Source organism: Lacibacter sp. (genome assembly GCF_035299325.1).
Lineage (GTDB): Bacteria > Bacteroidota > Bacteroidia > Chitinophagales > Chitinophagaceae > Lacibacter.
In genome coordinates, this window is record NZ_DATGWT010000024.1 from 1 (window position 1) to 23,730 (window position 23,730).

The 23,730-nt window shown below is 40.6% G+C and carries 27 protein-coding genes; 18 read left to right on the forward strand and 9 right to left on the reverse strand.

From position 1 onward, the window contains the following. From VK159_RS13645 to VK159_RS13705, 13 genes are all read left to right on the forward strand, one after another. Positions 1-810, forward strand: an 810-nt coding sequence (locus VK159_RS13645; protein WP_324230705.1) for a sulfite exporter TauE/SafE family protein, incomplete at its 5' end; no start/stop codon positions are given. A 107-nt stretch (positions 811-917) separates the two neighbouring features. Beyond that, entirely contained in the window at positions 918-2,339 is a 1,422-nt protein-coding gene (locus VK159_RS13650; RefSeq protein WP_324230706.1) for an MBL fold metallo-hydrolase, read from the forward strand. A gap of 64 nt (positions 2,340-2,403) precedes the next feature. Beyond that, positions 2,404-2,775: a rhodanese-like domain-containing protein gene (locus VK159_RS13655; RefSeq protein WP_324230707.1), complete on the forward strand. Its 372-nt coding sequence runs from the start codon at positions 2,404-2,406 to the stop codon at positions 2,773-2,775. Positions 2,776-2,792: 17 nt separating this feature from the next. After that, entirely contained in the window at positions 2,793-3,077 is a 285-nt protein-coding gene (locus VK159_RS13660) for a rhodanese-like domain-containing protein (RefSeq protein WP_324230708.1), read from the forward strand. A gap of 1 nt (position 3,078) precedes the next feature. Then, positions 3,079-3,390, forward strand: a complete 312-nt coding sequence (locus tag VK159_RS13665; protein ID WP_324230709.1) for a rhodanese-like domain-containing protein — start codon at positions 3,079-3,081, stop codon at positions 3,388-3,390. Next, the gene (locus VK159_RS13670) at positions 3,387-3,617 is read left to right on the forward strand and encodes a hypothetical protein (RefSeq protein WP_324230710.1); all 231 of its coding nucleotides are present in this window, start codon (positions 3,387-3,389) and stop codon (positions 3,615-3,617) included. The genes VK159_RS13665 and VK159_RS13670 overlap by 4 nt, the downstream gene beginning before the upstream one ends. Beyond that, positions 3,601-3,831: a hypothetical protein gene (locus tag VK159_RS13675; RefSeq protein WP_324230711.1), complete on the forward strand. Its 231-nt coding sequence runs from the start codon at positions 3,601-3,603 to the stop codon at positions 3,829-3,831. Before VK159_RS13670 ends, VK159_RS13675 begins: the two co-directional genes overlap by 17 nt. A 115-nt stretch (positions 3,832-3,946) precedes the next feature. Further along, positions 3,947-4,516, forward strand: a complete 570-nt coding sequence (locus VK159_RS13680; RefSeq protein WP_324230712.1) for a YeeE/YedE family protein — start codon at positions 3,947-3,949, stop codon at positions 4,514-4,516. A gap of 12 nt (positions 4,517-4,528) precedes the next feature. Further along, a complete protein-coding gene (locus VK159_RS13685; protein ID WP_324230713.1) occupies positions 4,529-5,080 on the forward strand; it encodes a DUF6691 family protein in 552 nt (183 codons plus the stop codon). Positions 5,081-5,098: 18 nt separating this feature from the next. After that, complete coding sequence (locus VK159_RS13690) at positions 5,099-6,106, forward strand: c-type cytochrome (RefSeq protein WP_324230714.1); 1,008 nt, start codon at positions 5,099-5,101, stop codon at positions 6,104-6,106. A 9-nt stretch (positions 6,107-6,115) separates the two neighbouring features. Continuing rightward, positions 6,116-7,903: a bifunctional metallophosphatase/5'-nucleotidase gene (locus VK159_RS13695; RefSeq protein WP_324230715.1), complete on the forward strand. Its 1,788-nt coding sequence runs from the start codon at positions 6,116-6,118 to the stop codon at positions 7,901-7,903. A 13-nt stretch (positions 7,904-7,916) separates the two neighbouring features. Next, entirely contained in the window at positions 7,917-8,324 is a 408-nt protein-coding gene (locus VK159_RS13700; RefSeq protein WP_324230716.1) for a DsrE family protein, read from the forward strand. Between the two features lie 23 nt (positions 8,325-8,347). Then, complete coding sequence (locus VK159_RS13705) at positions 8,348-9,592, forward strand: MFS transporter (protein WP_324230717.1); 1,245 nt, start codon at positions 8,348-8,350, stop codon at positions 9,590-9,592. Between the two features lie 36 nt (positions 9,593-9,628). Here the strand turns inward: VK159_RS13705 and VK159_RS13710 are convergent, their stop codons facing one another. The 3 genes from VK159_RS13710 to sqr are packed head-to-tail and all read right to left on the reverse strand — an operon-like array spanning position 9,629 to position 11,701. After that, positions 9,629-10,111, reverse strand: a complete 483-nt coding sequence (locus tag VK159_RS13710; RefSeq protein ID WP_324230718.1) for a DsrE/DsrF/DrsH-like family protein — start codon at positions 10,109-10,111, stop codon at positions 9,629-9,631. 20 nt (positions 10,112-10,131) lie between these two features. Beyond that, on the reverse strand, positions 10,132-10,440 hold the full coding sequence (locus VK159_RS13715; RefSeq protein WP_182802676.1) for a TusE/DsrC/DsvC family sulfur relay protein: 309 nt from the start codon (positions 10,438-10,440) through the stop codon (positions 10,132-10,134). Between the two features lie 25 nt (positions 10,441-10,465). Next, complete coding sequence (sqr, locus tag VK159_RS13720; protein ID WP_324230719.1) at positions 10,466-11,701, reverse strand: type III sulfide quinone reductase, selenoprotein subtype; 1,236 nt, start codon at positions 11,699-11,701, stop codon at positions 10,466-10,468. A 298-nt stretch (positions 11,702-11,999) separates the two neighbouring features. Between sqr and VK159_RS13725 the strand changes: the two genes are divergently transcribed. The 3 genes from VK159_RS13725 to VK159_RS13735 are packed head-to-tail and all read left to right on the forward strand — an operon-like array spanning position 12,000 to position 17,114. Beyond that, entirely contained in the window at positions 12,000-13,694 is a 1,695-nt protein-coding gene (locus VK159_RS13725) for an FAD-dependent oxidoreductase (protein WP_324230720.1), read from the forward strand. Positions 13,695-13,731: 37 nt separating this feature from the next. Beyond that, positions 13,732-14,796, forward strand: a complete 1,065-nt coding sequence (locus VK159_RS13730; protein WP_324230721.1) for a COX15/CtaA family protein — start codon at positions 13,732-13,734, stop codon at positions 14,794-14,796. Positions 14,797-14,855: 59 nt separating this feature from the next. Then, entirely contained in the window at positions 14,856-17,114 is a 2,259-nt protein-coding gene (locus VK159_RS13735) for a hypothetical protein (RefSeq protein ID WP_324230722.1), read from the forward strand. On the opposite strand, the gene VK159_RS13740 is transcribed toward VK159_RS13735, so the two are convergent. Further along, on the reverse strand, positions 17,093-17,983 hold the full coding sequence (locus VK159_RS13740) for a diacylglycerol/lipid kinase family protein (protein ID WP_324230723.1): 891 nt from the start codon (positions 17,981-17,983) through the stop codon (positions 17,093-17,095). The two genes, VK159_RS13735 and VK159_RS13740, sit on opposite strands and share 22 nt — an antisense overlap. Before the next feature lie 46 nt (positions 17,984-18,029). Then, positions 18,030-18,461, reverse strand: coding sequence for a hypothetical protein (locus tag VK159_RS13745; RefSeq protein ID WP_324230724.1), 432 nt, complete (start codon positions 18,459-18,461; stop codon positions 18,030-18,032). 187 nt (positions 18,462-18,648) lie between these two features. Here VK159_RS13745 and VK159_RS13750 point away from each other — a divergent pair, with 187 nt between their 5' ends. Then, on the forward strand, positions 18,649-18,966 hold the full coding sequence (locus VK159_RS13750) for a hypothetical protein (protein WP_324230725.1): 318 nt from the start codon (positions 18,649-18,651) through the stop codon (positions 18,964-18,966). 15 nt (positions 18,967-18,981) lie between these two features. Here VK159_RS13750 and VK159_RS13755 read toward each other — a convergent pair whose 3' ends face one another. The 4 genes from VK159_RS13755 to VK159_RS13770 form a co-directional block, all read right to left on the reverse strand. Then, positions 18,982-20,028, reverse strand: a complete 1,047-nt coding sequence (locus VK159_RS13755; RefSeq protein ID WP_324230726.1) for a beta-ketoacyl-ACP synthase III — start codon at positions 20,026-20,028, stop codon at positions 18,982-18,984. Positions 20,029-20,154: 126 nt separating this feature from the next. Beyond that, positions 20,155-21,189 (reverse strand): 2-oxoacid:ferredoxin oxidoreductase subunit beta, encoded by a 1,035-nt coding sequence (locus tag VK159_RS13760; protein ID WP_324230727.1) that lies wholly within the window; start codon positions 21,187-21,189, stop codon positions 20,155-20,157. A gap of 66 nt (positions 21,190-21,255) precedes the next feature. Continuing rightward, the gene (locus VK159_RS13765; RefSeq protein WP_324230728.1) at positions 21,256-21,600 is read right to left on the reverse strand and encodes a carboxymuconolactone decarboxylase family protein; all 345 of its coding nucleotides are present in this window, start codon (positions 21,598-21,600) and stop codon (positions 21,256-21,258) included. Positions 21,601-21,691: 91 nt separating this feature from the next. Beyond that, entirely contained in the window at positions 21,692-22,000 is a 309-nt protein-coding gene (locus tag VK159_RS13770; protein ID WP_324230729.1) for an RNA-binding protein, read from the reverse strand. A 491-nt stretch (positions 22,001-22,491) separates the two neighbouring features. Between VK159_RS13770 and VK159_RS13775 the strand changes: the two genes are divergently transcribed. Then, entirely contained in the window at positions 22,492-23,670 is a 1,179-nt protein-coding gene (locus tag VK159_RS13775; RefSeq protein ID WP_324230730.1) for a T9SS type A sorting domain-containing protein, read from the forward strand. Positions 23,671-23,730: the final 60 nt, after the last annotated feature.

The window sequence follows — 23,730 nt, forward strand, 5'->3', positions numbered from 1 at the left end:
CACATTTGCAGCATGGAAATAATCGGATATCTCGCTTCTATTGTTATTGGCATTTCGTTAGGACTCATCGGCGGAGGTGGTTCTATTCTGACAGTACCGGTTTTGGTCTATCTGTTTGGTGTGAACCCGGTATTGGCAACCGCTTATTCCTTATTTATTGTTGGAGCCACTTCACTGGTAGGCGTTTTCCCGAAATACAAGCATGGACTGGTAAATATTAAAACAGCTTTGATCTTTGGCGCACCAGCCATTGCAGCCGTTTATGCCACACGGAAATTTATAGTACCGGCTATTCCCGATGAAGTGTTTACCCTTGCTGGTTTCACAGTAACCAAACCCATTTTAATGATGCTGCTGTTTGCAGTACTGATGGTGTTTGCATCCTATTCCATGATCAAGGGAAAAAATGAAGATGAAAACGGTAATGGCGGCGAACAGAAATTCAATTACCCTTTAATACTCGTTGAAGGAACGGTGGTAGGCATCTTAACAGGATTGGTTGGTGCCGGTGGTGGTTTCCTCATAATTCCTGCATTGGTATTGCTCAGCAAATTGCCAATGAAACAGGCAGTTGGTACTTCTCTTTTAATTATAGCAGCCAAATCATTGATCGGCTTCCTTGGTGATATTGGCCATCAGGTTATTGATTGGAAACTACTCATCATTGTAACAGCATTGGCCATTGCAGGTATTTTTATTGGCAATTCACTCAGCAAAAAAGTTTCAGGTGATAAACTGAAGAAATGGTTTGGCTGGTTTGTGTTGGTGATGGGCATTTACATTATTGTGAAAGAATTGTTTATTCGCTAAACTTCTTTTCCTCCGGCGCTTCTATGTGACAAAAGTCATAGTTCACTGTCTCCTGAAAACACAACTTTGTATCATTCAAATCAACAATTAAAAAATAAAAAAAGCATATGAAAATTGAACAGATCTATACCGGTTGCTTAGCACAAGGTGCTTATTACATTGAAAGTGAAGGCGAGGCCGTAGTGATCGATCCGTTGCGTGAAGTAAAACCTTACCTGGAAAAAGCAAAACGCAACAATGCCAAGATCAAGTATGTATTTGAAACACACTTTCATGCGGATTTTGTGAGCGGACATATTGATCTTGCAAAAGAAGCTGGTGCAAAGATCGTGTACGGTCCGAATGCAAAACCTGATTTCGATTTTCATTCAGCAAAAGATGGTGAAGAGTTGAAAGTGGGTAAGCTTACATTCAAGGTGTTGCATACACCCGGCCATACAATGGAAAGTACCTGTTACTTATTGAAAGATGAAAACGGAAAAGATATTGCCATTTTCACGGGTGATACATTATTCATTGGTGATGTTGGTCGCCCTGATCTTGCTCAAAAAATTGTAGCGGATCTTACACAGGATATGCTTGCAGGTTATTTGTATGATTCATTGCGTAACAAGATCATGCCACTTTCTGATGATTTGATCGTATATCCGGCGCATGGTGCAGGCAGCGCATGTGGTAAGAACATGAGTAAAGAAACATCTGATACATTGGGCCATCAAAAAGCAACCAACTATGCGTTGCGTGCCAATATGACCAAAGAAGAATTTATTAAAGAAGTTACAACAGGTTTAGTGGCGCCTCCACAATATTTCCCGCTGAATGTAATGATGAATATTCATGGATACGACAGTATTGAAGAAGTGTTGAAGCGTGGTACGCAGGCGCTGAGTCCTGATGCGTTTGAAACAGCCGCTAACGAAACGGGTGCGTTAATTCTTGATACAAGAGATGCAGAAGTTTTTGCAAAAGGATTTGTGCCAAACTCCATTAACATTGGTATCGATGGAAGTTTTGCGCCCTGGGTTGGCAGTATGATTCCCGATGTAAAACAGGAAATCTTACTGGTAACTGATGAAGGACGTGAAGAAGAAGTGGTTACCCGTTTGGCCCGTGTAGGTTACGATTATTCGCTGGGGTATCTGAAAGGGGGATTCAATGCATGGAAAGAAGCTGGTAAAGAAATTGATCAGATCAAACGTGTATCTGCAGAAGAGCTGGCAGAGATCGTAACAAAAGATAACAATGCAAACATTCTTGATGTGCGTAAAGAAAGCGAGTATAAGAGCGAGCATCTGCTGAATGTAGAGAACACACCCTTGGACTTTATTAACGACAGCATGTTAAAGGTTGATAAAAACAAAACCTACTATGTGCATTGTGCAGGTGGTTACCGCTCTATGATTTTTGTTTCTATTCTTCGTGCACGTGGATATGATAATTTAATCGATGTGCGTGGTGGCTTTAAAGCAATGAAAGAAAGCGGCAAGTTTAATTTAACCGATTACGTTTGCCCAACAACACTTTTATAATCAGTCATTTTTAAACTGATGAAAGGAGGTTGTTATACAACCTCCTTTCATTTCAAATCATACTATGAAAAACCGAATCTTTTTCCTGGCAGTTGGATTCTTTGCTGTTCTCTCAGCAATGGCGCAAACAAAAAATGTATCGCCAGCATTTGCTGAAAAGAAATTCAATAAAAAGAGAGTGGTAGTACTGGATGTACGCACCACACAGGAATTCAACGAAGGACATTTGCCCAATGCAGTTCATATTGATGTGATGGATTCAGTTGCATTTGTGCAACAGGTAGCTACACTTAAAAAAAGTAAGACCTACCTGGTTTACTGTAAAAGCGGACGACGCAGTGCCAAAGCAGCAACCATTATGGAGCAACAGGGATTTCGCCATATCTGGAATATGGAAGGCGGTATTACTGCCTGGAAAGGAACAATTAAACAATAAACGAAAAACCATTTGATATGAATCTAAAAGAAATCGTTCAGAACCCACAGACAAAGTTTGTGGATGTACGTTCAAGAGAGGAGTTTGCCGACGGACACTTTCCTGGTGCAACGAATATTCCGTTGCCGGAAATTGCTGCGAAAGCAAACGAATTAAAAGCATTTGACAGTCCAGTGGTATTGTATTGCCGCTCCGGTGCAAGAAGTATGAATGCGTACTTTCTTTTGAAACAACTGGGGCTTGAGAATGTACATAATGCCGGCGGCTTGCAAGATTTATTAACCTTGAAAAATCTTAATTAACATGTTCAACTTCTTCAAGAAATTATTTGGCCCGGGTACAGATTTTAAGGCATTGCAACAACAAGGTGCAGTCATCATTGATGTACGTACGCCAGGCGAATTTAGTGGTGGCCATATTAAAGGCTCCATTAACATTCCGGTTGACAGTATCCGTTCAAAGATCAATGACATTAAGAAAAAAGGAAAGCCTGTCATCACCTGTTGCGCCAGTGGAATGCGCAGCGGCTCTGCCACCTCTATTCTAAAAGAGGCTGGTGTAGAAGCATATAATGGCGGATCATGGATCAGCTTACAGAATAAAATAGCAGTATGATCATTCAGTGGTTAAAACAATGGAACGGGCTGCGGCTACTTCGTCTTGGCATCGGTATCGCAGCAATTGTACAAGGACTTTATTCGCCTACCCCCTTACTTTGGGTAATAGGTGCAGTGTTGGTGATCCAGGCTGTTATGAATATCGGATGCATGGGCGGCGCCTGTGCTGTTCCGCAAAACAAACCACAAATCAAGAAAGTAAATAAGCATGAAGAATCTCTTTAAAAAAGCAATCTGGGTTTTACCGGGATTGGTTTTGGGCGCTGTTGGTGGTTTTTTATATTGGAAATTCTATGGTTGCGATGGCACCTGTTTAATCACTTCAAGCCCGATAAGAAGTATGATCTATTTTGGGGTGATGGGAGCCATTGCCAACAGCATGTTTCAACCAAAGCAAAAGGAAACAAAAGAACAAAACGAGGTTTCGAACAACAATTGATTGTATCCGTTTTATTCTTCTGTACCTTACAGAAACAACACTTTCCAGTGTAATATTTATCACATAATTCCGGCAGGTGGAACTCTACCTTGCATGAACTTAAACGAAACAATACATGAGCCTGATTGAATTTATTAAACAACCCTGGCCCTGGTACGTAGCCGGTCCGTTGATTGGGTTAACAGTGCCCACATTGCTTATCATTGGTAACAAAACCTTTGGTATTTCTTCTTCGCTGCGGCATATCTGCGCAGCATGCCTCCCGGCGAAAATTCCATTCTTCAATTACGATTGGAAAAAAGAGATCTGGAATTTGTTTTTTGTAGGAGGTATTTTATTAGGAGGCTTTATTGCTTTTCTGTTCCTGCAAAATCCTGAGCCAATGATCGTGAATCCAAACCTGAGTGCCGAGTTGGCGACGTATGGAATTACCAATTATGATTCGCTTGTTCCTACAGAGGTATTTAACTGGAGCAGCCTGTTTACACTGCGTGGTTTTATCATGATGGTGGTGGGAGGTTTCCTTGTTGGCTTTGGAACACGTTATGCAGGTGGCTGCACCAGCGGGCATGCGATCATGGGTCTTTCCACATTGCAATGGCCCTCACTAATAGCAACCATCAGTTTTATGGCAGGCGGCTTCATTATGGCCAATCTTCTTCTTCCGTTCATTCTTAAACTCTAATTCGAACTATTCATGGAACAAAATAAACATATAGCAGAAGAGGAATTGGTGGTGGAACAAAAACACCATGAGTTCCTTACCGAGAATACCGATTTTGAAATGCGATCGTTGGATGCTACCTGCTTCAACGAATCAGAACTTCAACATCCGTGGTGGCATAATTTCAAATATGCGTTTGTAGGATTATTGTTTGGTATTCTCTTCGTAAAAGCAGAGGTAGTTTCCTGGTTCCGTATCCAGGAGATGTTTCGCCTGCAAAGCTTCCACATGTATGGCATCATAGGTTCTGCAGTTGTGGTAGGTCTTATTAGTGTATTGCTTATCAAAAAATTCAAAATCAAAACCATTTATGGTGAACCGATTGAATTTGTAGATAAGAAGTTCAACAAGGGACAAATTTATGGCGGACTTCTTTTTGGTTTAGGTTGGGCCGTTACAGGCGCATGTCCGGGACCGTTATTTGCACAGATAGGAAGTGGCGCCACTGTTATTGCTGTTACACTGTTAAGTGCAATTGCCGGCACCTGGGTATATGGTAAATTCAGAGAGCAACTGCCACATTAAATTTCGGATTACTAAAAAGTGAATACACAGAAAACCATACTTGTTTTTATCATCCTGTTGTTATTAATTACAGCTACACAGTTTAGTTGTAATGATTCAGGCAAAGAGGAATCAACTGCAGTTGACTCAACCATTCAACAAACTGTTTGGATGGGGCCACCTGCAAACCAGATTCCGTATTATTCAAGAGAAGATGGTAAACTCATTTGGTATGGTCATCAACTAATATCAAACACATCAAAATATCTTGGTCCAAAGGGTTCTGTTATGCAAATCAGCAATGGCATGAATTGTCAGAACTGTCATTTAGATGCGGGTACAAAACCATGGGGGAATAATTATAGCGCTGTTTATACAACCTATCCGAAATTCAGAGAACGCTCCGGTGGCATTGAAACCATTTACAAACGGGTGAATGATTGCATCGAACGGAGTTTAAACGGAACAGCACTTGATACATCTTCAAAAGAGATGCAGGCTATTTATGCCTACATCAAATGGCTGGGCGAAGATCTGAAGAAAGGTGATAAACCAAAAGGCTCAGGTATAGTTGAACTTCCTTACCTCAACCGTGCTGCTGATCCGCAACAAGGTAAAACAGTGTACGTGCAGAAATGCCAAACCTGCCATGGAACAAATGGTGAAGGATTACTGAACATGGAAGGTAATGCGTATACTTATCCACCACTATGGGGTAAGAACAGTTACAATAGCGGCGCTGGTTTATTCCGTTTATCACGCTTTGCAGGTTATGTAAAAAATAATATGCCGCAGGGAACCGATTATCATGCACCGCAATTGAGTGATGAAGAAGCATGGGACGTAGCAGCATTCGTTAACTCGCAACCACGCCCTTCAAAAGATCTAAGCGGTGATTGGCCCGATATTTCAAAGAAACCAATTGACCACCCGTTTGGTCCCTATGCTGATTCATTTACTGAACAGCAACATAAATATGGTCCTTATGGTCCCATCAAGGATTTTAAGGAGCAGCAAAAAAAGTCCGTTTCTCAAAAATCAAAGTAAACGATTGCAATGCCAGACACAAACATTACCCACCTGAACAATTGTTCATGCAACAGTTGTTCAGATGGTCAACAAATCGCACCCATCTCTCAAAACTCAAGAAGAGATTTTTTTAAATCAGCATCGGCTATTGCTGCCGGCGCAGTGTTGCCATCATCAATTGTAAATGCAGTTAGCGGAGATGAATATCATGCAAAAGAATTATTTTCAAATAAAGCGGTGAAAGATGGTAAAGCAAATGTGTTTACTCTTTTGCACACATCCGATATTCATGCACAGCTCCACACACACGATGAATTCTTTTTTGAAAACAACCAACCGGTTTATAAAAAACGGGGTGGTTTTGCGGTATTAAAAACAATGCTGCACACACTCAAAGCACAAAACCCGACCAATACAATTATTATTGATGGTGGCGATTGCTTCCAGGGTGGTGGTGTGGCGGCATTAACTGAAGGAAAAGGAATTGTACCGCTGATCAACAATATTGGATACGATTTGATTCTGCCGGGCAACTGGGAAGTAGTGTATGGAAAAGATATGATGCTGAAAGATCTTGGTGGTTACAACAGTGCAAAGATCTGCGCCAACATGTTTCATGACAGTACTGATGAGTATAAGAACGATCTGATTTTTCCTCCCTATTGGACAAAAATGTTGGGCGGTGTTAAAATCGGCTTCATTGGATATAACGATCCGCTTACACCCAAGCGTCAATCACCTGCTTATAGCAAAGGCATCAGGTTTACAAAACCGGAAATGAATGTGGCGAAGTATATCAAAATTCTGAAGGAGTATGAGAAATGCGCCATGATATTTTTAGTTACCCATATGGGTTTGGCGCAACAGGTTGATCTTGCCAACCAACCCGAATTACAGGGAGTTGATTACATACTGGGTGCCGATACACATGAACGTGTTCGTGTTCCCATACAAGGCAAATATGCAAAGGTTACTGAGCCGGGTGCTTTTGGTTCGTTTGTTGCAAAACTTGATATCGTGATTGAGAACGGACAGATAAAAGATGAGAACTATCAATTGCTTGATGTAGATCCGGAAAAATATAAACCAGATCCTGCAATGGAAAAACTGGTTGAAAAAATAAGTGCCCCACTTAAAAAAGAACTCAATAAAGTAATTGGCAAAACCAAAACAACATTGGTGCGCTATTATGTTATTGAAAATCCGATGGACAATTTGATCACAGATGCGTTGATGTGGAAATTTAAAGACGCAAACGTTGATGTGGTGGTGAGTAATGGATTTCGTTTTTGTCCGCCGTTAGTGGCTGATCCCAAAAAGGGATATGCAGAGATCACAAATGATTTTTTATGGAGTATGCTCCCTGTTGAAAGCGATGTAAAGATGGGCGAAGTGAGCGGCGCACAAATACATGATTGGATGGAACAGGAGTTGCACAATGTGTTTGCAAAAGATCCTGCCAAACGTTTTGGAGGCTGGGTGGTTCGTTTCAAAGGAATGGAAATGAACTTCACCATGAACAATGAGTTGGGAAAACGGGTGAACCGGATAACCATCAATGGCAAACCGCTTGATAAGAATAAGCAGTACACGATGCTTGCCTGCGAACGTGAAGGTGATCCTGATGATACCTTGTGCCGTCTGGAAAAAGTAAAAAACCCACGCAAACCCGGCTATACTTTGCATGGCATTATGCGTGAATACCTGGCTGCACATCCAATGGTAGCCCCAAAAATTGAAGGCCGTGCAACAGCAACTGATGCCCCGTCAACATTATTATCGCAATTGGAAGGATATAATTATACATTTATCTGATAAAACAACTCATATGCAAGGATTAAAATTCTTTCTCGTATCAGCACTGGTTATCAGTTCATCTTTTTTAAAGGCGCAATCGAAAATTGTTTGGGAAATGGCATCAGGCGATACTGCCCAGCAACGCATCCTGTTCAGACAGGTAGGTAATGTACTTGCAGCTGCTCCTGATACAAAAATTGAAATTGTATTTCATGGAAATGCTGTTTGGGGATTGCTGAAAGACACTGGTTATTTTAAAGAACAGATCATTGGCTTTCATAAAAAAGGAGTAGTAATGGCTGTTTGTAACAATGCTTTAAAAATGAGGAATATTAAGACAGACAGAGTTATACCCGAAGGGACTGTTGTTCCTGTTGCCATTCTTGAATTAGTAAAAAAACAGGAAGAAGGCTGGAGTTATATTAAAGCAGCCAATTGATCTGATTGAAAAGAGGAGCGTGAATGATGAAGCAAGGTTTACACGAAAATAGAAATCAATTTATTCTACTGGTGCTTGTAAATGCATTCGTAGGTGCAATGGTTGGTTTGGAACGAACAGTGATGCCCGATTATGCAGCTGCACGTTTTCAAATGGATTCAACGGTTGCATTGGTTTCATTTATTGCAGCGTTTGGCACAACGAAAGCAATATTCAATTTGCTTACGGGTTATTTGCATCAACATTACAACCGTAAACAGATCTTATTACTAGGATGGGTTGCAGCCGTGCCCGTTCCCTTCCTGTTACTTTATGCGCAAGACTGGTGGATGGTGATTGTTGCCAATATTTTCTTAGGAATCAATCAAGGGTTGGCATGGTCGTCAACGGTTGTGATGAAAGTAGACTTGGTAGGATCGAAAAATCGTGGACTGGCAATGGGCATTAATGAATTTGCAGGTTATGTTGCTGTGGGCTTAGCCGGGTATCTTGCAACAAGTCTTGCACATACATACGGTGCAGGATTTTATCCGTTTGTACCCGGAATCTTTTTTGTGGTGATTGGTTTTTTGTTATCGTGGTTATTAGTAAAAGATACCACTGCATTTGTAACCCATGAACAGCAGGCAACTGAACAACGAACATTCAAATCACTTTGGAAAGAAGTAAGCTTTCGTCATTTCAACATGGGTAGCGTTAACATTAATGGTTTTGTCAATAATCTGAACGATGGTGTATTGTGGGGTCTGTTACCCATTTGGTTACTATCGAATGGTTACAGTATTTTAGAAACGGGAAGTATTGCTGCCATCTATCCTGCTGTGTGGGGCATCAGTCAGTTGTTTGCAGGAAAACTGGGCGATCATTTTTGTAAAAAACAATTACTTACTGTTGGTATGTTGTTGCAGGCCGCAGGTATTGTGCTTCTTGTAATTGGCACTGCAAAAATATTTGTGATCACGGCCATGGTGCTGATGGGATTGGGAACAGGGTTAGTGTATCCAAATTTCCTCACCGTTATTGCAGAAAATCTTTCACCTGCGCAACGTTCAAAAGGATTAAGCATTTTCCGTTTCTGGAGAGATTTGGGTTATGTGGCCGGCGCACTGGGTGCCGGACTTATTGCTGAACTCTTCAGCATACCTGTTGCATTTACAGTTGTTGCTGTATTAACAGCAGCAGCCGGCATAATGGCCAATGTACGGATGTGCTGCACCTTTAAACTATTATGGCGCAGCCACACCTGCACTGAAGCTGCTGCTTTTTGAGCCGCTCCAATTAAACAAAACAACTACGTTCGCCAGCTATATAAACAGCATGTGAACGCCTTCGCCTTCGCTGCGTTTATAAAAATCACCTACGGTTATAATATCATCAACGCCTTCGTATAAGTCTTCTTCTTTGTAATGGAACATATCAAACGCAAGTTTGCAGGCCCACATTTTTACTCCTGATGCATAAAGGATATCTAGGAATTCAGGTATCTCCGGCATATCCACTTTCTCCATTTCTTTCTTCATCATGGTTGTTGCCAGTGCTTCCATACCGGGGAGCCCGCCAATCATTGTGGGTATATGCATAGCAGGATTACCTACGGTAGCAACGTGCAGACTGTCCAGTTTCTTTTTATTGATTGCTTCCAATCCAAAGAAGGTAAAGAATATCTCCGATTCAATTCCCTCCATACGTGCTCCATTTGCTAATACAAAAGCAGCATATACATTTTCCAATGATGCTTTTGATAAGATGATCATCATCTTTTTTATTTTGCCTTTATTCTCGGTCATGGCTTTAATTTTTTTGATTGTTAAATACAACTGGCAGGCTTGGGTATACCGGCAATTTTTGTAGATGTTTTCAATGGTGCATTGGGGAATAAAGAATAGAATTCTTTAATATCCACCACACCGCTTTTTCCCACACGACGGATGCTGAGTGCAACCTGGTTCTGCTGTTCTTTTTGCAGATACTTCAGTACTTCCCAATGGCGGGGTGTAAGATCAATATTGGCTTCGGTTGCTAATTCCTTTCCTACATTCTCATCCCATTGGCTGAAATCAGTTAAATAACCTTCTTCGTTAACGGCAATTGTTTTACCGGCTATTGTCTTTTCCATAACATGTATTTAATTAGTGAATGATTTAATTATAATGTTTTCCGCTTTCGCTCATAGTTGCTGATACAAACGGAATATGTCTTCCTTTGAGTAATACATTCCAATAGATCCATCGAAAGGCGAGTTTACCCATGTGGTTCATGCGACTTTCTTTCAACAAACGCAACGGACCAATTCCTGCAAAAGGAAAACTTCCTTCCACCGGTTCGTGTGTATAGTTGAAGTCGATCAGTAATGCTTTCCCTCCACCTGTTTCAATAAAGCAGTTTGCATGTCCATCAAATTCTTCTTTCAATGGCTCGCCTTTTACATAGCGAAGAATATTTTCTGTTAAGATCTCCGCTTCAAAGTGTGCAACCGATCCTGCCTTGGATGCAGGTATATTACTTGCATCACCAATTACAAATACATTCGCATAATCTTTCGATTGCAGGGTTGCTTTATGAGTCGGCACATAGTTGAGATCATCGCCCATGCCTGAACGTTCCATCAATGCATCACCTTTGTTTGTAGGAACTGTAACAAGAATATCAAACGGAATTTCTCTGCCGCCATAGTCAACAATGGTTTTGTTTTCGTTATCTACATGCTCAATTGCAAAATCACTTTCAATGTTAATTCCTTTTTCATGCAGCAAATGTTCCAGCGCTTCTGTTGCTTTGGGTTTTGTAAAGGCTCCGCTTAAAGGCGTTACATAAGTGATCTTTACTTTATCACGCATGTGCTTATGCTTAAAGAAAGAATCGGCCAGGAAAGCAAATTCCAACGGTGCAACCGGGCATTTGATCGGCATTTCGGTGATATGCACCACCAGCTTACCTCCTTCCCAATCTCTCAATTTATTACGTAATGCCAATGCACCTTCAAATGTGTAGAAATCAAAAACAGATTTCTGCCATTCTTTTCCTCCCATGCCTTCTGTTTCTTCGGGTGCAATTTTTGCCCCTGTAGCAACAATGAGAATATCATAATTTAATTCAGCACCATCTTTCAATTGAATTTTATTTTCGGTTGGAACAATGCGTTCAATTTTACGTTTCAGCAGTGTTACATCATTTGGAATAAACTCTTCTATTGTTTTAACAATATCATCGGGTGTATAAATATCAAACGGGAGAAAAAGATAACCGGGTTGATAGTGATGTTCATTGCGCTCATCGATAATCGTGATCTGCCAATCGGGTTTCTTTAATTCATGATGCAGATGATTGGCCATCATGGTACCTGCAGTTCCGGCTCCGAGTATAACAAGACTTTTCATTGTTCCTTATTTTATTGCTTGATTTATGACGCAGTAAAAGTCGATCAGCAACAGTTATTGTTTAATGACCACTATGCGTATGTAAAATGATCCTTATCAAGAAAAAATGCAGAATCGTTTATAAGCTTGCTGTTGTGTGATTTTTGTCACAACAAAAACTGCTGAAACCCTTGTTCTATGTGACTTTTCACACATAACAAGGCCTTTCCAATAACAGGACTTTATATGATTAAAATCACAAGTTGCACTTACTGCTTACTCTACTTTTGACTCATTAAAAAAGTATAAAAAGTAAAGAATGAAGTACATCATTGTAGGTGCCGTTGCAGGCGGAGCGAGTACAGCAGCAAGAATCAGAAGATTAGATGAACATGCAGAGATCATCATTTTTGAAAAAGGTGAATATATTTCGTTTGCCAACTGTGGACTGCCATACTATATCGGCGATGTGATCAAAGACCGCAACAAACTCTTTGTACAAACAGCAGCTGCTTTCAATCAGCGTTTCAATATTGATGTGCGTGTACAAACAGAAGTAACTGCAATTAACCCATCAGCCAAAACCATTACTGCGGTTAAACAGCTAACCGGAGAAATATATGAAGAATCTTACGACAAACTGATTCTCTCACCGGGTGCAGAACCTGTTCGTCCACCTTTACCCGGCATTGGAATCGAAGGTATTTTCACCTTACGCAATGTACGAGACACTGATTATATTAAAGCGTATGTACAGCAAAAGCAGGTAACCCGTGCAGTGATCATTGGTGCAGGTTTTATTGGACTGGAAATGGCAGAAAACTTTTATGAGCTTGGTTTGGATGTAACCGTTGTTGAAATGATCAACCAGGTAATGGCTCCTGTTGATTATCCCATTGCTTCGTTTGTGCAGCAACATATCCGTTCAAAAAGAGTACAACTTCGTTTGAACACAGCCGTTACCGGCTTTACAAAAGTGGGCGAACGAATTGAAGTGACATTGAATAATGGCGAAATATTGATTGCCGATGTGGTGTTACTTTCCATTGGTGTTCGTCCCGATACAAGACTGGCAGCAATGGCCAACTTAAAAATCGGACCGGCAAAAGGCATCTGGGTAAATGAATTTCTGCAAACATCCGATCCGGATATTTATGCAGTAGGTGATGCAATTGAATTTGAAAATCCCATCACACATCAACCGATGATCACTTACCTCGCAGGCCCGGCTAACAAACAAGGACGCATCTGCGCCGATAATGTGGTGCTTGGTAATGTTCGCTCCTACAAAGGTTCAATCAATACGGCAATTGTAAAAGTATTTGATATGACGGTGGGTACAACCGGTACTGCATCCAAACATTTAACTGCTGCAGGTATTGAACATATTGTTTCCACCACACATAGCGGATCACATGCAGGTTATTATCCCGGCTCAAAACAAATGACGATACAACTTTCGTTTGCACCAAAAGACGGACGTTTACTCAGTGCACAAATTGCAGGTTACGATGGGGTTGATAAACGTCTCGATGTATTTGCATCATATATCAAACAAGGAAAAACAGTTTACGACTTGATAGAGTTTGAACATGCGTATGCACCTCCCTATTCATCAGCCAAAGATCCGGTGAACATGGCTGGCTTTGTGGCAGAGAATATTTTATTGGATCGGTTGCGTGTGTTTTATTGGAATGAAATTGAACAACAAAAACCAGCTGATCTGTTGATTGATGTTCGCCGCAAAGATGAGTTTGAAGCAGGTAATATTCCCGGAGCAATCAATCTGCCTGTTGATGAATTAAGAAACAGGTTAAGTGAAATTCCTAACAACAAGACAATTTATATCTATTGCGAAGCAGGTTTGCGTGGCTACCTGGCACAGCGTATACTCCGTCAGAATGGATATAACAAAGTAGCCAATCTTTCCGGTGGCTATATTTTGTGGAATGCATGTACAACTGAAGCCAAAAAGCTGATAACTGTTGCCGAGGATTTTCTTGTTCATCAATAATAATGAGAACTGTTCCTCGCCTACCTTTGCCAACGTTATGACGCAAACTTCCACTTCGCAAAAAGCCGTTGCCAACTGGTTACTCTTCGGCGTGTTCATGTTAATTATTCAGATCTTACTAGGCGGCATCACCCGTTTAACGGGAAGCGGCTTAAGTATAACGGAGTGGGAAGTTGTAACGGGCACCTTGCCGCCATTGAATGAAACGAAGTGGCTGGAAGAATTCGCAAAGTATAAAGGAACACCGCAATACCAATTACTCAATACTGATTTTACACTCAGCGATTTTAAATTCATTTTCTTCTGGGAATGGTTTCATCGTTTATGGGCTCGTGTAATGGGGATGGTGTTTGCAGTAGGTTTTATTTACTTTTTAGTACGCAGGTATTTTAAACAGGAGATGATCAAACCGTTGCTCATCTTGTTTTTGCTCGGCGGATTACAAGGTGCCGTAGGTTGGATCATGGTGGCAAGTGGTTTAGTGGGAGATGCTGTGTATGTAAAACCCACAAGACTGGCACTGCATTTTATTTTAGCAATGGGTTTGCTTTGTTACACGTTTTGGTTTGCATTGCAGCTGCGTGTAAAAAAAGAACAGATCACACATAACCGTGCTATCAACAGCTTTACATTGTGGCTATTGGTTTTGCTGGTTGTACAATTAATGTTTGGTGCATTGATGGCTGGGCATAAAGCAGCCACCGCTGCACCATCGTGGCCCATGATCAACACCGAATGGATTCCTGCTGCATTATTTAAAGATTCACCGTGGCTCATCAACTTTATTGAGAACAAAATCACCATTCATTTTGTACATCGTGGTCTTGCATACTTACTTACTGCACTCATCATTGTTTGGTATTACAAAGCTGCCAAAGTAAAAGGCTCCGATCTTTTTCAGGTAACACGTTTTCTTCCTTTGTTCCTGGTAGTTCTACAGGTAGTATTAGGTATTGCTTCGGTACTAACATCGCCACAAATTATTCCCAACCGCTGGGGTTTGTTTGAATGGATGGCGCAATTGCATCAACTGGTGGGCATGTTCTTATTGCTCAGCTTTATCTGGGTACTTTACCTGGTACGCAGAAAACAAGTGGCATAACATTTACATCCAAGCAGCGTTCTAACGTAAATTGTTTTCTTTTACGTAACTTCTGTCCCATGAAGAAATACCTGCTTGGCATATGGTATTCATTCCCTGTTCAATTGATTTTTCTGCATTTCAGGAAATATCAACTCATGTTACTATTCTGGATATTGCTGACAAGTGCTGCGAGCGGTGGCTTTATGAGTGACTATGGTGCTAATTCACTTTTTCTTTCACCAGAATATTTAGGCGAAGTAAATTTTTTCAGTGCTTTTTTTGTTGGGGTTGCGTTTGGTGGTTTCGTTATGAGCTGGAACATTACAACATTTATTCTGTTCAGTGGTTACTTTAAATTTTTAGCCACTACTTCCAAACCATTTTTAAAATACTGCATCAACAACGCAGGCATACCGGTCATTTTTATTATCAATTATTTTATCCAGGTTGTCCGGTTTGGCAAATACAAAGAGCTGATGGATAACGGAGAGGTCATTTTGATTATGTTTGGTTTTATTGCAGGGCTTGTGATCTTTCTTCTGTTCTCTATGCTGTATTTCTATGGCTCGGAAAAAGCTATCCTTCGTGATATGCAACCAGTGCTGAGAGATCCGCAACAATTCAAACAACAGTTTAAGCCACATCATAAAGCAGAAGATCATCAACAGGTAATTAAAGTTCAGTATTTTTTAACCAGCTTTCTTACCTATCGAAAAACAAGAAACGTAACACATTACAGTCGCTTGTTTCTGGATGTGATCTTTAAACGCCATCACTTTTCTGCAGTGCTTGCAATCATTCTTGCATTTCTATTGCTGATGGTGTATGGTTTGTTTCTCGACCGGCCTTCGTTGCAGCTTCCTGCAGCAGCCAGCATCTTTGTATTCTTTGCAATCCTCATCGGCGCATCAGGTGCACTGGCACATTGGCTCGATACATGGAGCATTCCTGTAGCAATACTTCTTGTTCTTGTTTTCCATATGTTATTCCGATACGAATACATTGATATCCGCAACAAAGCATTTGGATTGAATTATGAAGATCGTAACAAGCGACCTGTCTATTCGCTGGCTTCAATGGTGAAACTGTGCACACCTGAGCAAATGCAGAAAGATAGTTTGAATATGATCAATGTACTGGAAAACTGGAAACGAAAACAGTCAGAAGAAAAACCATTCTTTTATGTAATCAACGTAAGTGGCGGCGGCAACCGTTCTGCTACGTTTACGGCGAACATGTTGTGCAGGATCGATAGTTTTATGAATGGGAAACTGATGCACAAGACTGCAATATTTTCAGGAGCATCCGGTGGCATGTTGGGTTTAACTTATTACCGGGAGTTATACCGCCAGCAGCAAAAAGGAAAACCATTATCATTTACGAATGAAATGATTTCTGCCAATATTTCAAAAGACTTACTCAACCCTATTTTCTCTGCTTATGTTACAAGAGACCTTGTTACACCTGCACAAAAATTTTCGGTTGGGCCTTACCGTTTTGTGAAAGACAGAGGCTACGCATTTGAACAACAATTTAACTTCAACACAGGAAATATTCTTACTGATCAATTAATCGATTACCGAACTGATGAGTTTGAAGCAAAAATTCCATTGGGCATTTTTAGTTCAACCGTTTCACAAGATGGAAGAAAGCTGATGATCTGCAGTCAGCCCATCAGTTTTTTAATGCGGCCAAAGTTCGACAGTTCAAAAGGTATCACTGCTGAGCCTGATGCGATTGATTATACAGCTTTCTTTAAAGATCTTGATCCTTACAATCTCCGGATGCTTACTGCACTTAGGATGAATGCAACATTTCCTTATGTGCTGCCCAATGTATGGTTGCCTACCAAACCAATTGTAGATGTAATGGATGCAGGCTTACGTGATAATTTCGGACAGGAAATTACTTTGCGATTCCTTCATGTGTTTGCAGATTGGATAAAAGAAAATACTGCCGGAGTAATTTTTATTCAGATACGTGACCGGAAAAAAGGTGAATGGCATGATGATTTGCGTGAACCGGGTGTGGGTGATATTCTTTATAAACCTGTTACAACACTGCAGAATAACTTTTATAAAGTACAGGATTACATGCAGGAAAGTATGCTCAGTTATTCAAAAGAAACAGTACCAATAAACAGATTCATGTTTATGTATCAACCTTCTGCAAATAAAAAGGGGGCAGCACTCAGCTTTCATTTAACAGAAAGGGAAAAACTGGATATTTCAAGAGCTGTGTTTGATAATACAAATGAACAGACCATACAACAGTTGATGCGTCTGCAGGAAACGCAACGTCCTGCTCAACTTGCTCAGGGCACCAGCAAAGAATAAGCAGCGGGCAATACTTTTACATAAAAGGATGCTGCTGTTGGTTTACCATCGCCATCAATGTGCAAAGGCGCATTGTCAATATTGGTAATGGTTAACTCAGCCGTCTGGAAATAAGTGATCCCTCTTCGTTTTGTAAAATCACCGGTAAACTTACCGAAACGTATATGCCACAAAATGCGCATCAGCACAAAAAAGATATTTGTTTTTTCTACAGCTACAATATCAAGCAATCCATCCTGTAAACTTGCTTTTGGTGCTATGGTGAATTGATTTCCGAATTGATTGCTATTAGCAATACTGATGAAGTAAGCCCTTAATTGCAGATCTGTTTCTTTTGCTTTGATCACAAAACGATAGGTCTTTATTCGTTGAAGATTTTTTAATGTGAGCTGAATATATTTTTTCAATCCTCTTTTCTTTTCTCTGTCGAATTCATGTGCAACCTGCGCATCGAAACCAATACCGCTCAACATGCAGGAAAAATGATCGTTGATTAGAAATGCATCAACCCGATTTGCATTTCCATTGAAGATAATATCAATCGCCTTGTTCACATCTTTTGAAATACCTGCTGCCAGTGCTAATCCATTTCCGGAACCTCTTGGAATAATACCAATGTTCACCGGAAGATCTTTAATGGATGCAACAATAGTACTGATGGTTCCATCTCCTCCTGCAATAACAACGTCAGTTACTGCTTCATTTATAATCTTTTCTTTTAGTGAGGAATAATCGCCATCTGCACGGCTGTGCTCAATACTGAATTGTACAGCTGCCCTTTGGCAACGCTCGGTAATGATCTCTGCCAGAGATTTTCCCTTTTGTACACCTGAACGGGGATTGAATAAAAAGATAAAGCGACGTTGCATTGCGTGGCAAAACTACAGGCGAAAATGTAAACCGACGAAAAAAGCTCTAAAGGCGTAGATATAAGACATCACGGTTGTAAGACCAGATTGCATCTTGAAGATAACTGCCGGCCTTTCGACGAAACAAAGAACCAATGAGATTGATCGTGTTACCGCTAATGACCGTGATATAACCCGGTGTTCGGTTTTTTTGTGCCACAATAATTCCTGTAATAACCGCAGCAGTTCCAAATATTGGTAACACATTGCCAACACGTTTATTCTTGAGGTATTGTTTGTAGTATGCAGTTGCCTCGGGAGAAATGAGCATCAGGTTCTTTACCGTTTGCGGGCCGAGCAACGAACCGTTTATGGTAATACGGTTGTTAAAGCGCAGGGTTTTTTGATTGTATTGCATGCGCAGGGAATCGATATTGAGTTGTGCATCACTATCCGCAGCAATAACAAGAAAAAACAGAAACATTAATGATCGCATCATGCCTTAAAAATAAAATCGTTGTTAGTTTTATTTCGGTTATTCATGACTGAAAGTATTCTTTTCTGTGATGAGTTATCCTGTTTCTTCAAGTAATGATTAAACAAACATGATTTCATCTGCTGATAACACAGTAAGGTTGTCAATCTGATGCCGTTCCCTTACATTTGCCGAAACTTACGATTACCAGATGCAACATCACACCTTACGAATAACGCTTTCTATTTTACTAACAGTTGCTGCGTTTGTTTTCTTTGCACAATTCATGACCCTTTCGCTTAATGAAGATCAACGTTTTTTTCTTATTGTGCAGGCGTTATTATTCTTATTTCTTTCTTCAGCAAATTACACCGATCGAAAAAAGGCCCTACTTGGCAAAGCTAAAACTCATTTAGCTATACTCATCATTCTTGCTGTTGTACTGTCAATCAATGGATATTTCTTGGTAAAAAAAGAAAACATTGATGTTGTTACTTCACAATCTTCGAATGGAAACAGGACTCTTTAATTAAGTCCCTTTCACTTACCATTTCAGTAATGCACTGGCCCAGGTAAAGCCACTGCCAAAAGCTGCAAGGCACACGAGATCACCTTCGTTAAGTTTACCTGCTTCCCAAGCTTCGCATAATGCAATAGGTACCGATGCTGCTGTTGTATTACCGTATTTCTGAATATTGTTATAAACCTGGTCGTCTCTGAGCTTTAATTTTTGTTGTACGAATTGCGCAATGCGCAGGTTTGCCTGGTGTGGTATCAGCAATTTCAGATCAGCCGGTTGATAACCGTTAGCAGTAAGCGCTTCTACAATTACTTCAGGAAATTTTACAACAGCTGTTTTAAATACTGCGGGACCATCCATATTCGGGAAGAGTTCGGCTTTATCAATCATTTCATGACTCATAAACATATCCGCCATTTCGGCGTCATTAAAACTCGCCAGGTTTTCTTTCCAATGATTGGCATGCGTGCCCGGATTGTACATGGCCAGTATTTCCGCATCATTCCCATCACTGTGTAAATGAGTGCTGAGGATGCCCCGGTTCTCATCGGTTGTAGGTTGTAATACAACAGCACCTGCACCATCACCAAAGATCACACTTACATTTCGTCCTCTTGTACTAAAGTCTAATCCAAATGAATGCTTCTCTGCTCCAACAACTAATATGTTTTTATACATACCCGTTTTTATAAACTGATCGGCTACGGAAACAGCATAAACAAAACCGCTGCATTGATTACGCACATCCAATGCGCCCACCTGTTTCATTTTCATAGCACGTTGTAACAATACGCCGCAACCGGGAAAATAATAATCGGGACTTAATGTAGCGAACACAATAAAATCAATATCCTGTGGAGTAATACCTGCACGTTTGATTGCAATGGTTGCTGCCTCAACACCCATCGTCGTTGTAGTTTCTTCCGTTCGATGAGCGAAGCGACGTTCTTTGATACCGGTCCGTTCCTGGATCCATTCATCGTTGGTATCCATATACTTTGTGAGATCGTTGTTTGTAACAACGTTGGAGGGTACATACATACCTATCCCTGCTATTTTACTGCGAACCATATGGCAATCAATTTTAAAGAAAGTTAGGAAATAGAACCCAAATGAAACTGTTACAGACAGAACCGTTACAAATGCGCATTAAAAAAGGGGCATAGCCCCTTCCTTATTTATTCTTTATAGTGAACATCATGCCATGATCTCCCACACTTCGTTACCACGTAAGAGTTTATCAAGATTGCCAACTCCTTTTGTTCCGATGGCTTCATCGATCTGCAGTTGCATCACATCTTCGTAACAAGCACGTTCTGTTTCATAAAACACACCGAAAGGACGTGGTAAATGACCGGCAATGCGAGGATCATCAAACATGCGCACTAATATCTGAGCTTTGTAAAAATCCTTTTCATTATGGATCCACAGATCATCTTTGCTGAATCCTTCGTCGAGATCAACGATCACCGGACTAAAACCATCAAGCTTAATTCCCTTATTTTTTGCAGCACCAAATACCAATGGCTCACCATGTGTCAGGAACAATGTTTCGTCTTGTTTACTTGACTTTTCGGTGAACACTTCAAATGCACCATCATTAAAGATGTTACAGTTCTGGTAGATTTCTAAGAAAGAAGCGCCCTTATGTTGTTGGCTGCGGATCAGTGTTTCCTGCAAATGCTTCGGATCACGATCCATACTGCGTGCAATAAATGTTGCATCGGCACCCATCGCCAAAGCCAACGGATTGAACGGATGATCGATACTACCCATTGGTGTACTCTTTGTCACCTTCTTTTCTTCGGAAGTAGGGGAATACTGTCCTTTTGTTAAACCATATATTTGGTTGTTGAACAAAAGAATATTCACATCGAAGTTGCGGCGTAACAAATGGATGGTATGATTACCGCCAATACTCAAGCCATCACCATCGCCGGTAACGATCCATACACTCAGTTCAGGTCTTGCTGCTTTTAATCCACTGGCAACTGCGGTTGCACGACCGTGGATGGAATGCATACCATAGGTATTCATATAATAAGGGAAACGGCTGCTGCAGCCGATACCACTTACGATCACAATATTTTCTTTTGGGATACCAAGTGTTGGCATCACTTTCTGTACCTGAGCTAAAATGGAATAATCACCACAACCGGGGCACCAGCGAACTTCCTGGTCGGTTGCAAAATCCTTAGCGGTAAGGGCAGGGGCGGTCGTTACTTCACTCATAGAATTGTATTGCCTCAAATTTACGCAGAAATTCAACTGCACAGCATTTTAAACAACTGTAATTGATCATTTCGCTGTTAATTCCTCCCAATATTCTGCTGCTCTTCTTGTGTGTGGGATCACAATTGTGCCGCCAACAATATTGGCCACAGCAAAGATCTCATACATCTGTTCAGTACTGATACCTTCCTCATGGCATTTACCCAAATGATACTTGATACAGTCATCACAACGCAATACCATGCTGGCAACAAGACCCAACATTTCTTTTGTTTGGGTTGAAAGGGCGCCTTCAGCATACGTATTGGTATCGAGGTTCCAAAGGCGCTTGATCACCAGGTTATCTTTACTCAAAATCACCTCATTCATTTTGGTGCGGTATTCATTAAACTCCTGTACAAGATTGCTCATAGCTTATTTTTTGCCAAAGATATTTGATTGCATTGCTGAAAAAACAAACCCCCGATGAATCGGGGGCTAGTTATCAGGTATCTTAAGAAGATTAGTAACGGTTGTTGCTGAAGCTTCTGTTACCAGAGAAAGAACGACGGTCGCTATTGCTGCGTTCTTCACGTGGTTTAGCTTCTGTTACTTTAATAGCACGGCCTTCTACCATACCACCATCGAGCTCGCTGATTGCTGTTTTGGCAGCCTCATCATCACTCATTTCCACAAATCCAAAACCACGGCTACGGCCGGTGAATTTGTCGTTGATCACTTTAGCACTGGTTACATCACCATAGCTTTCGAAAAAACCCCTTAAGTCATCATCGGTTACGTTGAAGCTTAAGTTAGAAACATAAATGTTCATGTTGTTAATTAAACATTGAATTAAAAAAATCTGAGAAAATACGGGCGTAAAAGATGACTAACTATTAGCAGATCCTTCGATAAACTCAGGACAAGGGCGTAGCAGATAATACGATTCACTTACAAAACACTGTATAACTCAAAATAACGGCGCAAAGATAAGGTGGATACAGTTGCAGACTATCGTAAATATCCGTTGTATGCTCAGTTTATACCTTTTTTTAAAAATATTTTTTTGACTAAAGAGTCCCAATTAATGCATTAAACCACAATTGCTTAGCTGCGCTTAATACGAAGCTAGTATCGTAGATTAACGATACTCTGTAAGAAAAATACTGAAAAAGATTAGGATAATTTAAAACTACCTTATACTTTTGCTAAGCATTTACCCCTAGAGAACGATACATACACAACTAAATAGCTAATTCTCAGCTGTTTTTTTACCATCGCACTTCTTAGGGTATTTACTAGAAAACTAAACGTACCCGTACCATGAAACAAAAATTTACCCCCGTAATTTGTGCAATTGTTATTGCCCTCACTTTTCTCTCAAACAACATTTTCGCTCAATCTTTATTAATCGGTGAGTATCCAGCCGCTTCAGAAACTCTGTTGGGTGTTCGTTACCGTAAAATGAACTTTGGAAACAGCAATCAAAGTAGTGCAGTATTTTCAGGCATTCCTGATCTTACTAACGGAAACAAAGCAACCGGTGATTTAACTTATGGCACTACAGGATCATTTTCATTCTCCATTACTTTTAACAGCGGCAACAATACATTTACAACCGTAACAACCGTTAACGGCAACCCGGTTAGCACTTCATTTGCAAACGTATCTGGTAACTTATCAAGTGCCGGTAAGATTGCTTCTGCAAACAATATTAATATGTTGACATTGGCTATTAAAACGCCAAACAACGGAACTATTACTGTCTCTGATCTTACGATTGATGGCATGGCCATCATCGGTAGCTATACACGCAGCAACTCAAATGGCACTTCAAACTGGTATATGCCTTCATCAGCCTTAACAGGCGGGTTTGTGGTGACCGGCACAGTTACCATGTCTGGAACAATGGGTAATGGTAACGAAGCTCAATTGGTAGAATTAGGTTTTGCTAATTCATCTTCAGCTCCCGGTCCTCTTCCTGTAGTTTGGGGTGGTTTTGCCGGTAAGCGTGTAAACAGTTCAACAGTTGGCTTGCAGTGGAGAACGTTACAAGAACAAAACGCTTCACACTACAACGTACAACGTTCTGAAGATGGTATCCGTTTCCGTACAATAGGTATGGTAATGGCTCAAGGTACTACTGCTTCAATTACTGATTATACTTTCAATGATAAGAATGCAACCGGTACGATGTATTATTACCGTTTGCAACAGGTTGATCTTGATGGCAGCATTGACTACTCATCAATCATTAAACAAGGTAACGGTGGTCAAAAAACTTTGGTTGGTGGCTTAGGCAGTAACAAAATCATGGTACAGTTCTTTAGTAATGATACACGTAACCTTCGCATCGTAAGCAACAGCGGTATCATTGTAAAACAAATGAACAGCTCTGCACAACAACAGGTGTTAGATGTAAACAATCTGCCTGTGGGTGTTTATGCTCTCCAAATAATTAACAGCGACGGTACCTCAGAAGTACACCGCTTTGTAAAATAATTTCCAGGTTCTCTTATGGTACGGATCTGAGGGCATTGGTTTCTACTTAAGCCTGAACAA

Coding starts and splice junctions, on each gene's coding strand:
- VK159_RS13710 (WP_324230718.1), bottom strand. CDS start 10,111: ATGACCGAGAATAAAGGCAAAATAAAAAAGATGATGATCATCTTATCA.
- VK159_RS13745 (WP_324230724.1), bottom strand. CDS start 18,461: ATGATGCGATCATTAATGTTTCTGTTTTTTCTTGTTATTGCTGCGGAT.
- VK159_RS13735 (WP_324230722.1), top strand. CDS start 14,856: ATGAAGAAATACCTGCTTGGCATATGGTATTCATTCCCTGTTCAATTG.
- VK159_RS13765 (WP_324230728.1), bottom strand. CDS start 21,600: ATGAGCAATCTTGTACAGGAGTTTAATGAATACCGCACCAAAATGAAT.
- VK159_RS13700 (WP_324230716.1), top strand. CDS start 7,917: ATGCAAGGATTAAAATTCTTTCTCGTATCAGCACTGGTTATCAGTTCA.
- VK159_RS13665 (WP_324230709.1), top strand. CDS start 3,079: ATGTTCAACTTCTTCAAGAAATTATTTGGCCCGGGTACAGATTTTAAG.
- VK159_RS13725 (WP_324230720.1), top strand. CDS start 12,000: ATGAAGTACATCATTGTAGGTGCCGTTGCAGGCGGAGCGAGTACAGCA.
- VK159_RS13675 (WP_324230711.1), top strand. CDS start 3,601: ATGAAGAATCTCTTTAAAAAAGCAATCTGGGTTTTACCGGGATTGGTT.
- VK159_RS13750 (WP_324230725.1), top strand. CDS start 18,649: ATGCAACATCACACCTTACGAATAACGCTTTCTATTTTACTAACAGTT.
- VK159_RS13685 (WP_324230713.1), top strand. CDS start 4,529: ATGGAACAAAATAAACATATAGCAGAAGAGGAATTGGTGGTGGAACAA.
- sqr (WP_324230719.1), bottom strand. CDS start 11,701: ATGAAAAGTCTTGTTATACTCGGAGCCGGAACTGCAGGTACCATGATG.
- VK159_RS13695 (WP_324230715.1), top strand. CDS start 6,116: ATGCCAGACACAAACATTACCCACCTGAACAATTGTTCATGCAACAGT.
- VK159_RS13680 (WP_324230712.1), top strand. CDS start 3,947: ATGAGCCTGATTGAATTTATTAAACAACCCTGGCCCTGGTACGTAGCC.
- VK159_RS13670 (WP_324230710.1), top strand. CDS start 3,387: ATGATCATTCAGTGGTTAAAACAATGGAACGGGCTGCGGCTACTTCGT.
- VK159_RS13705 (WP_324230717.1), top strand. CDS start 8,348: ATGATGAAGCAAGGTTTACACGAAAATAGAAATCAATTTATTCTACTG.
- VK159_RS13755 (WP_324230726.1), bottom strand. CDS start 20,028: ATGGTTCGCAGTAAAATAGCAGGGATAGGTATGTATGTACCCTCCAAC.
- VK159_RS13655 (WP_324230707.1), top strand. CDS start 2,404: ATGAAAAACCGAATCTTTTTCCTGGCAGTTGGATTCTTTGCTGTTCTC.
- VK159_RS13715 (WP_182802676.1), bottom strand. CDS start 10,440: ATGGAAAAGACAATAGCCGGTAAAACAATTGCCGTTAACGAAGAAGGT.
- VK159_RS13740 (WP_324230723.1), bottom strand. CDS start 17,983: ATGCAACGTCGCTTTATCTTTTTATTCAATCCCCGTTCAGGTGTACAA.
- VK159_RS13730 (WP_324230721.1), top strand. CDS start 13,732: ATGACGCAAACTTCCACTTCGCAAAAAGCCGTTGCCAACTGGTTACTC.
- VK159_RS13650 (WP_324230706.1), top strand. CDS start 918: ATGAAAATTGAACAGATCTATACCGGTTGCTTAGCACAAGGTGCTTAT.
- VK159_RS13760 (WP_324230727.1), bottom strand. CDS start 21,189: ATGAGTGAAGTAACGACCGCCCCTGCCCTTACCGCTAAGGATTTTGCA.
- VK159_RS13775 (WP_324230730.1), top strand. CDS start 22,492: ATGAAACAAAAATTTACCCCCGTAATTTGTGCAATTGTTATTGCCCTC.
- VK159_RS13770 (WP_324230729.1), bottom strand. CDS start 22,000: ATGAACATTTATGTTTCTAACTTAAGCTTCAACGTAACCGATGATGAC.
- VK159_RS13660 (WP_324230708.1), top strand. CDS start 2,793: ATGAATCTAAAAGAAATCGTTCAGAACCCACAGACAAAGTTTGTGGAT.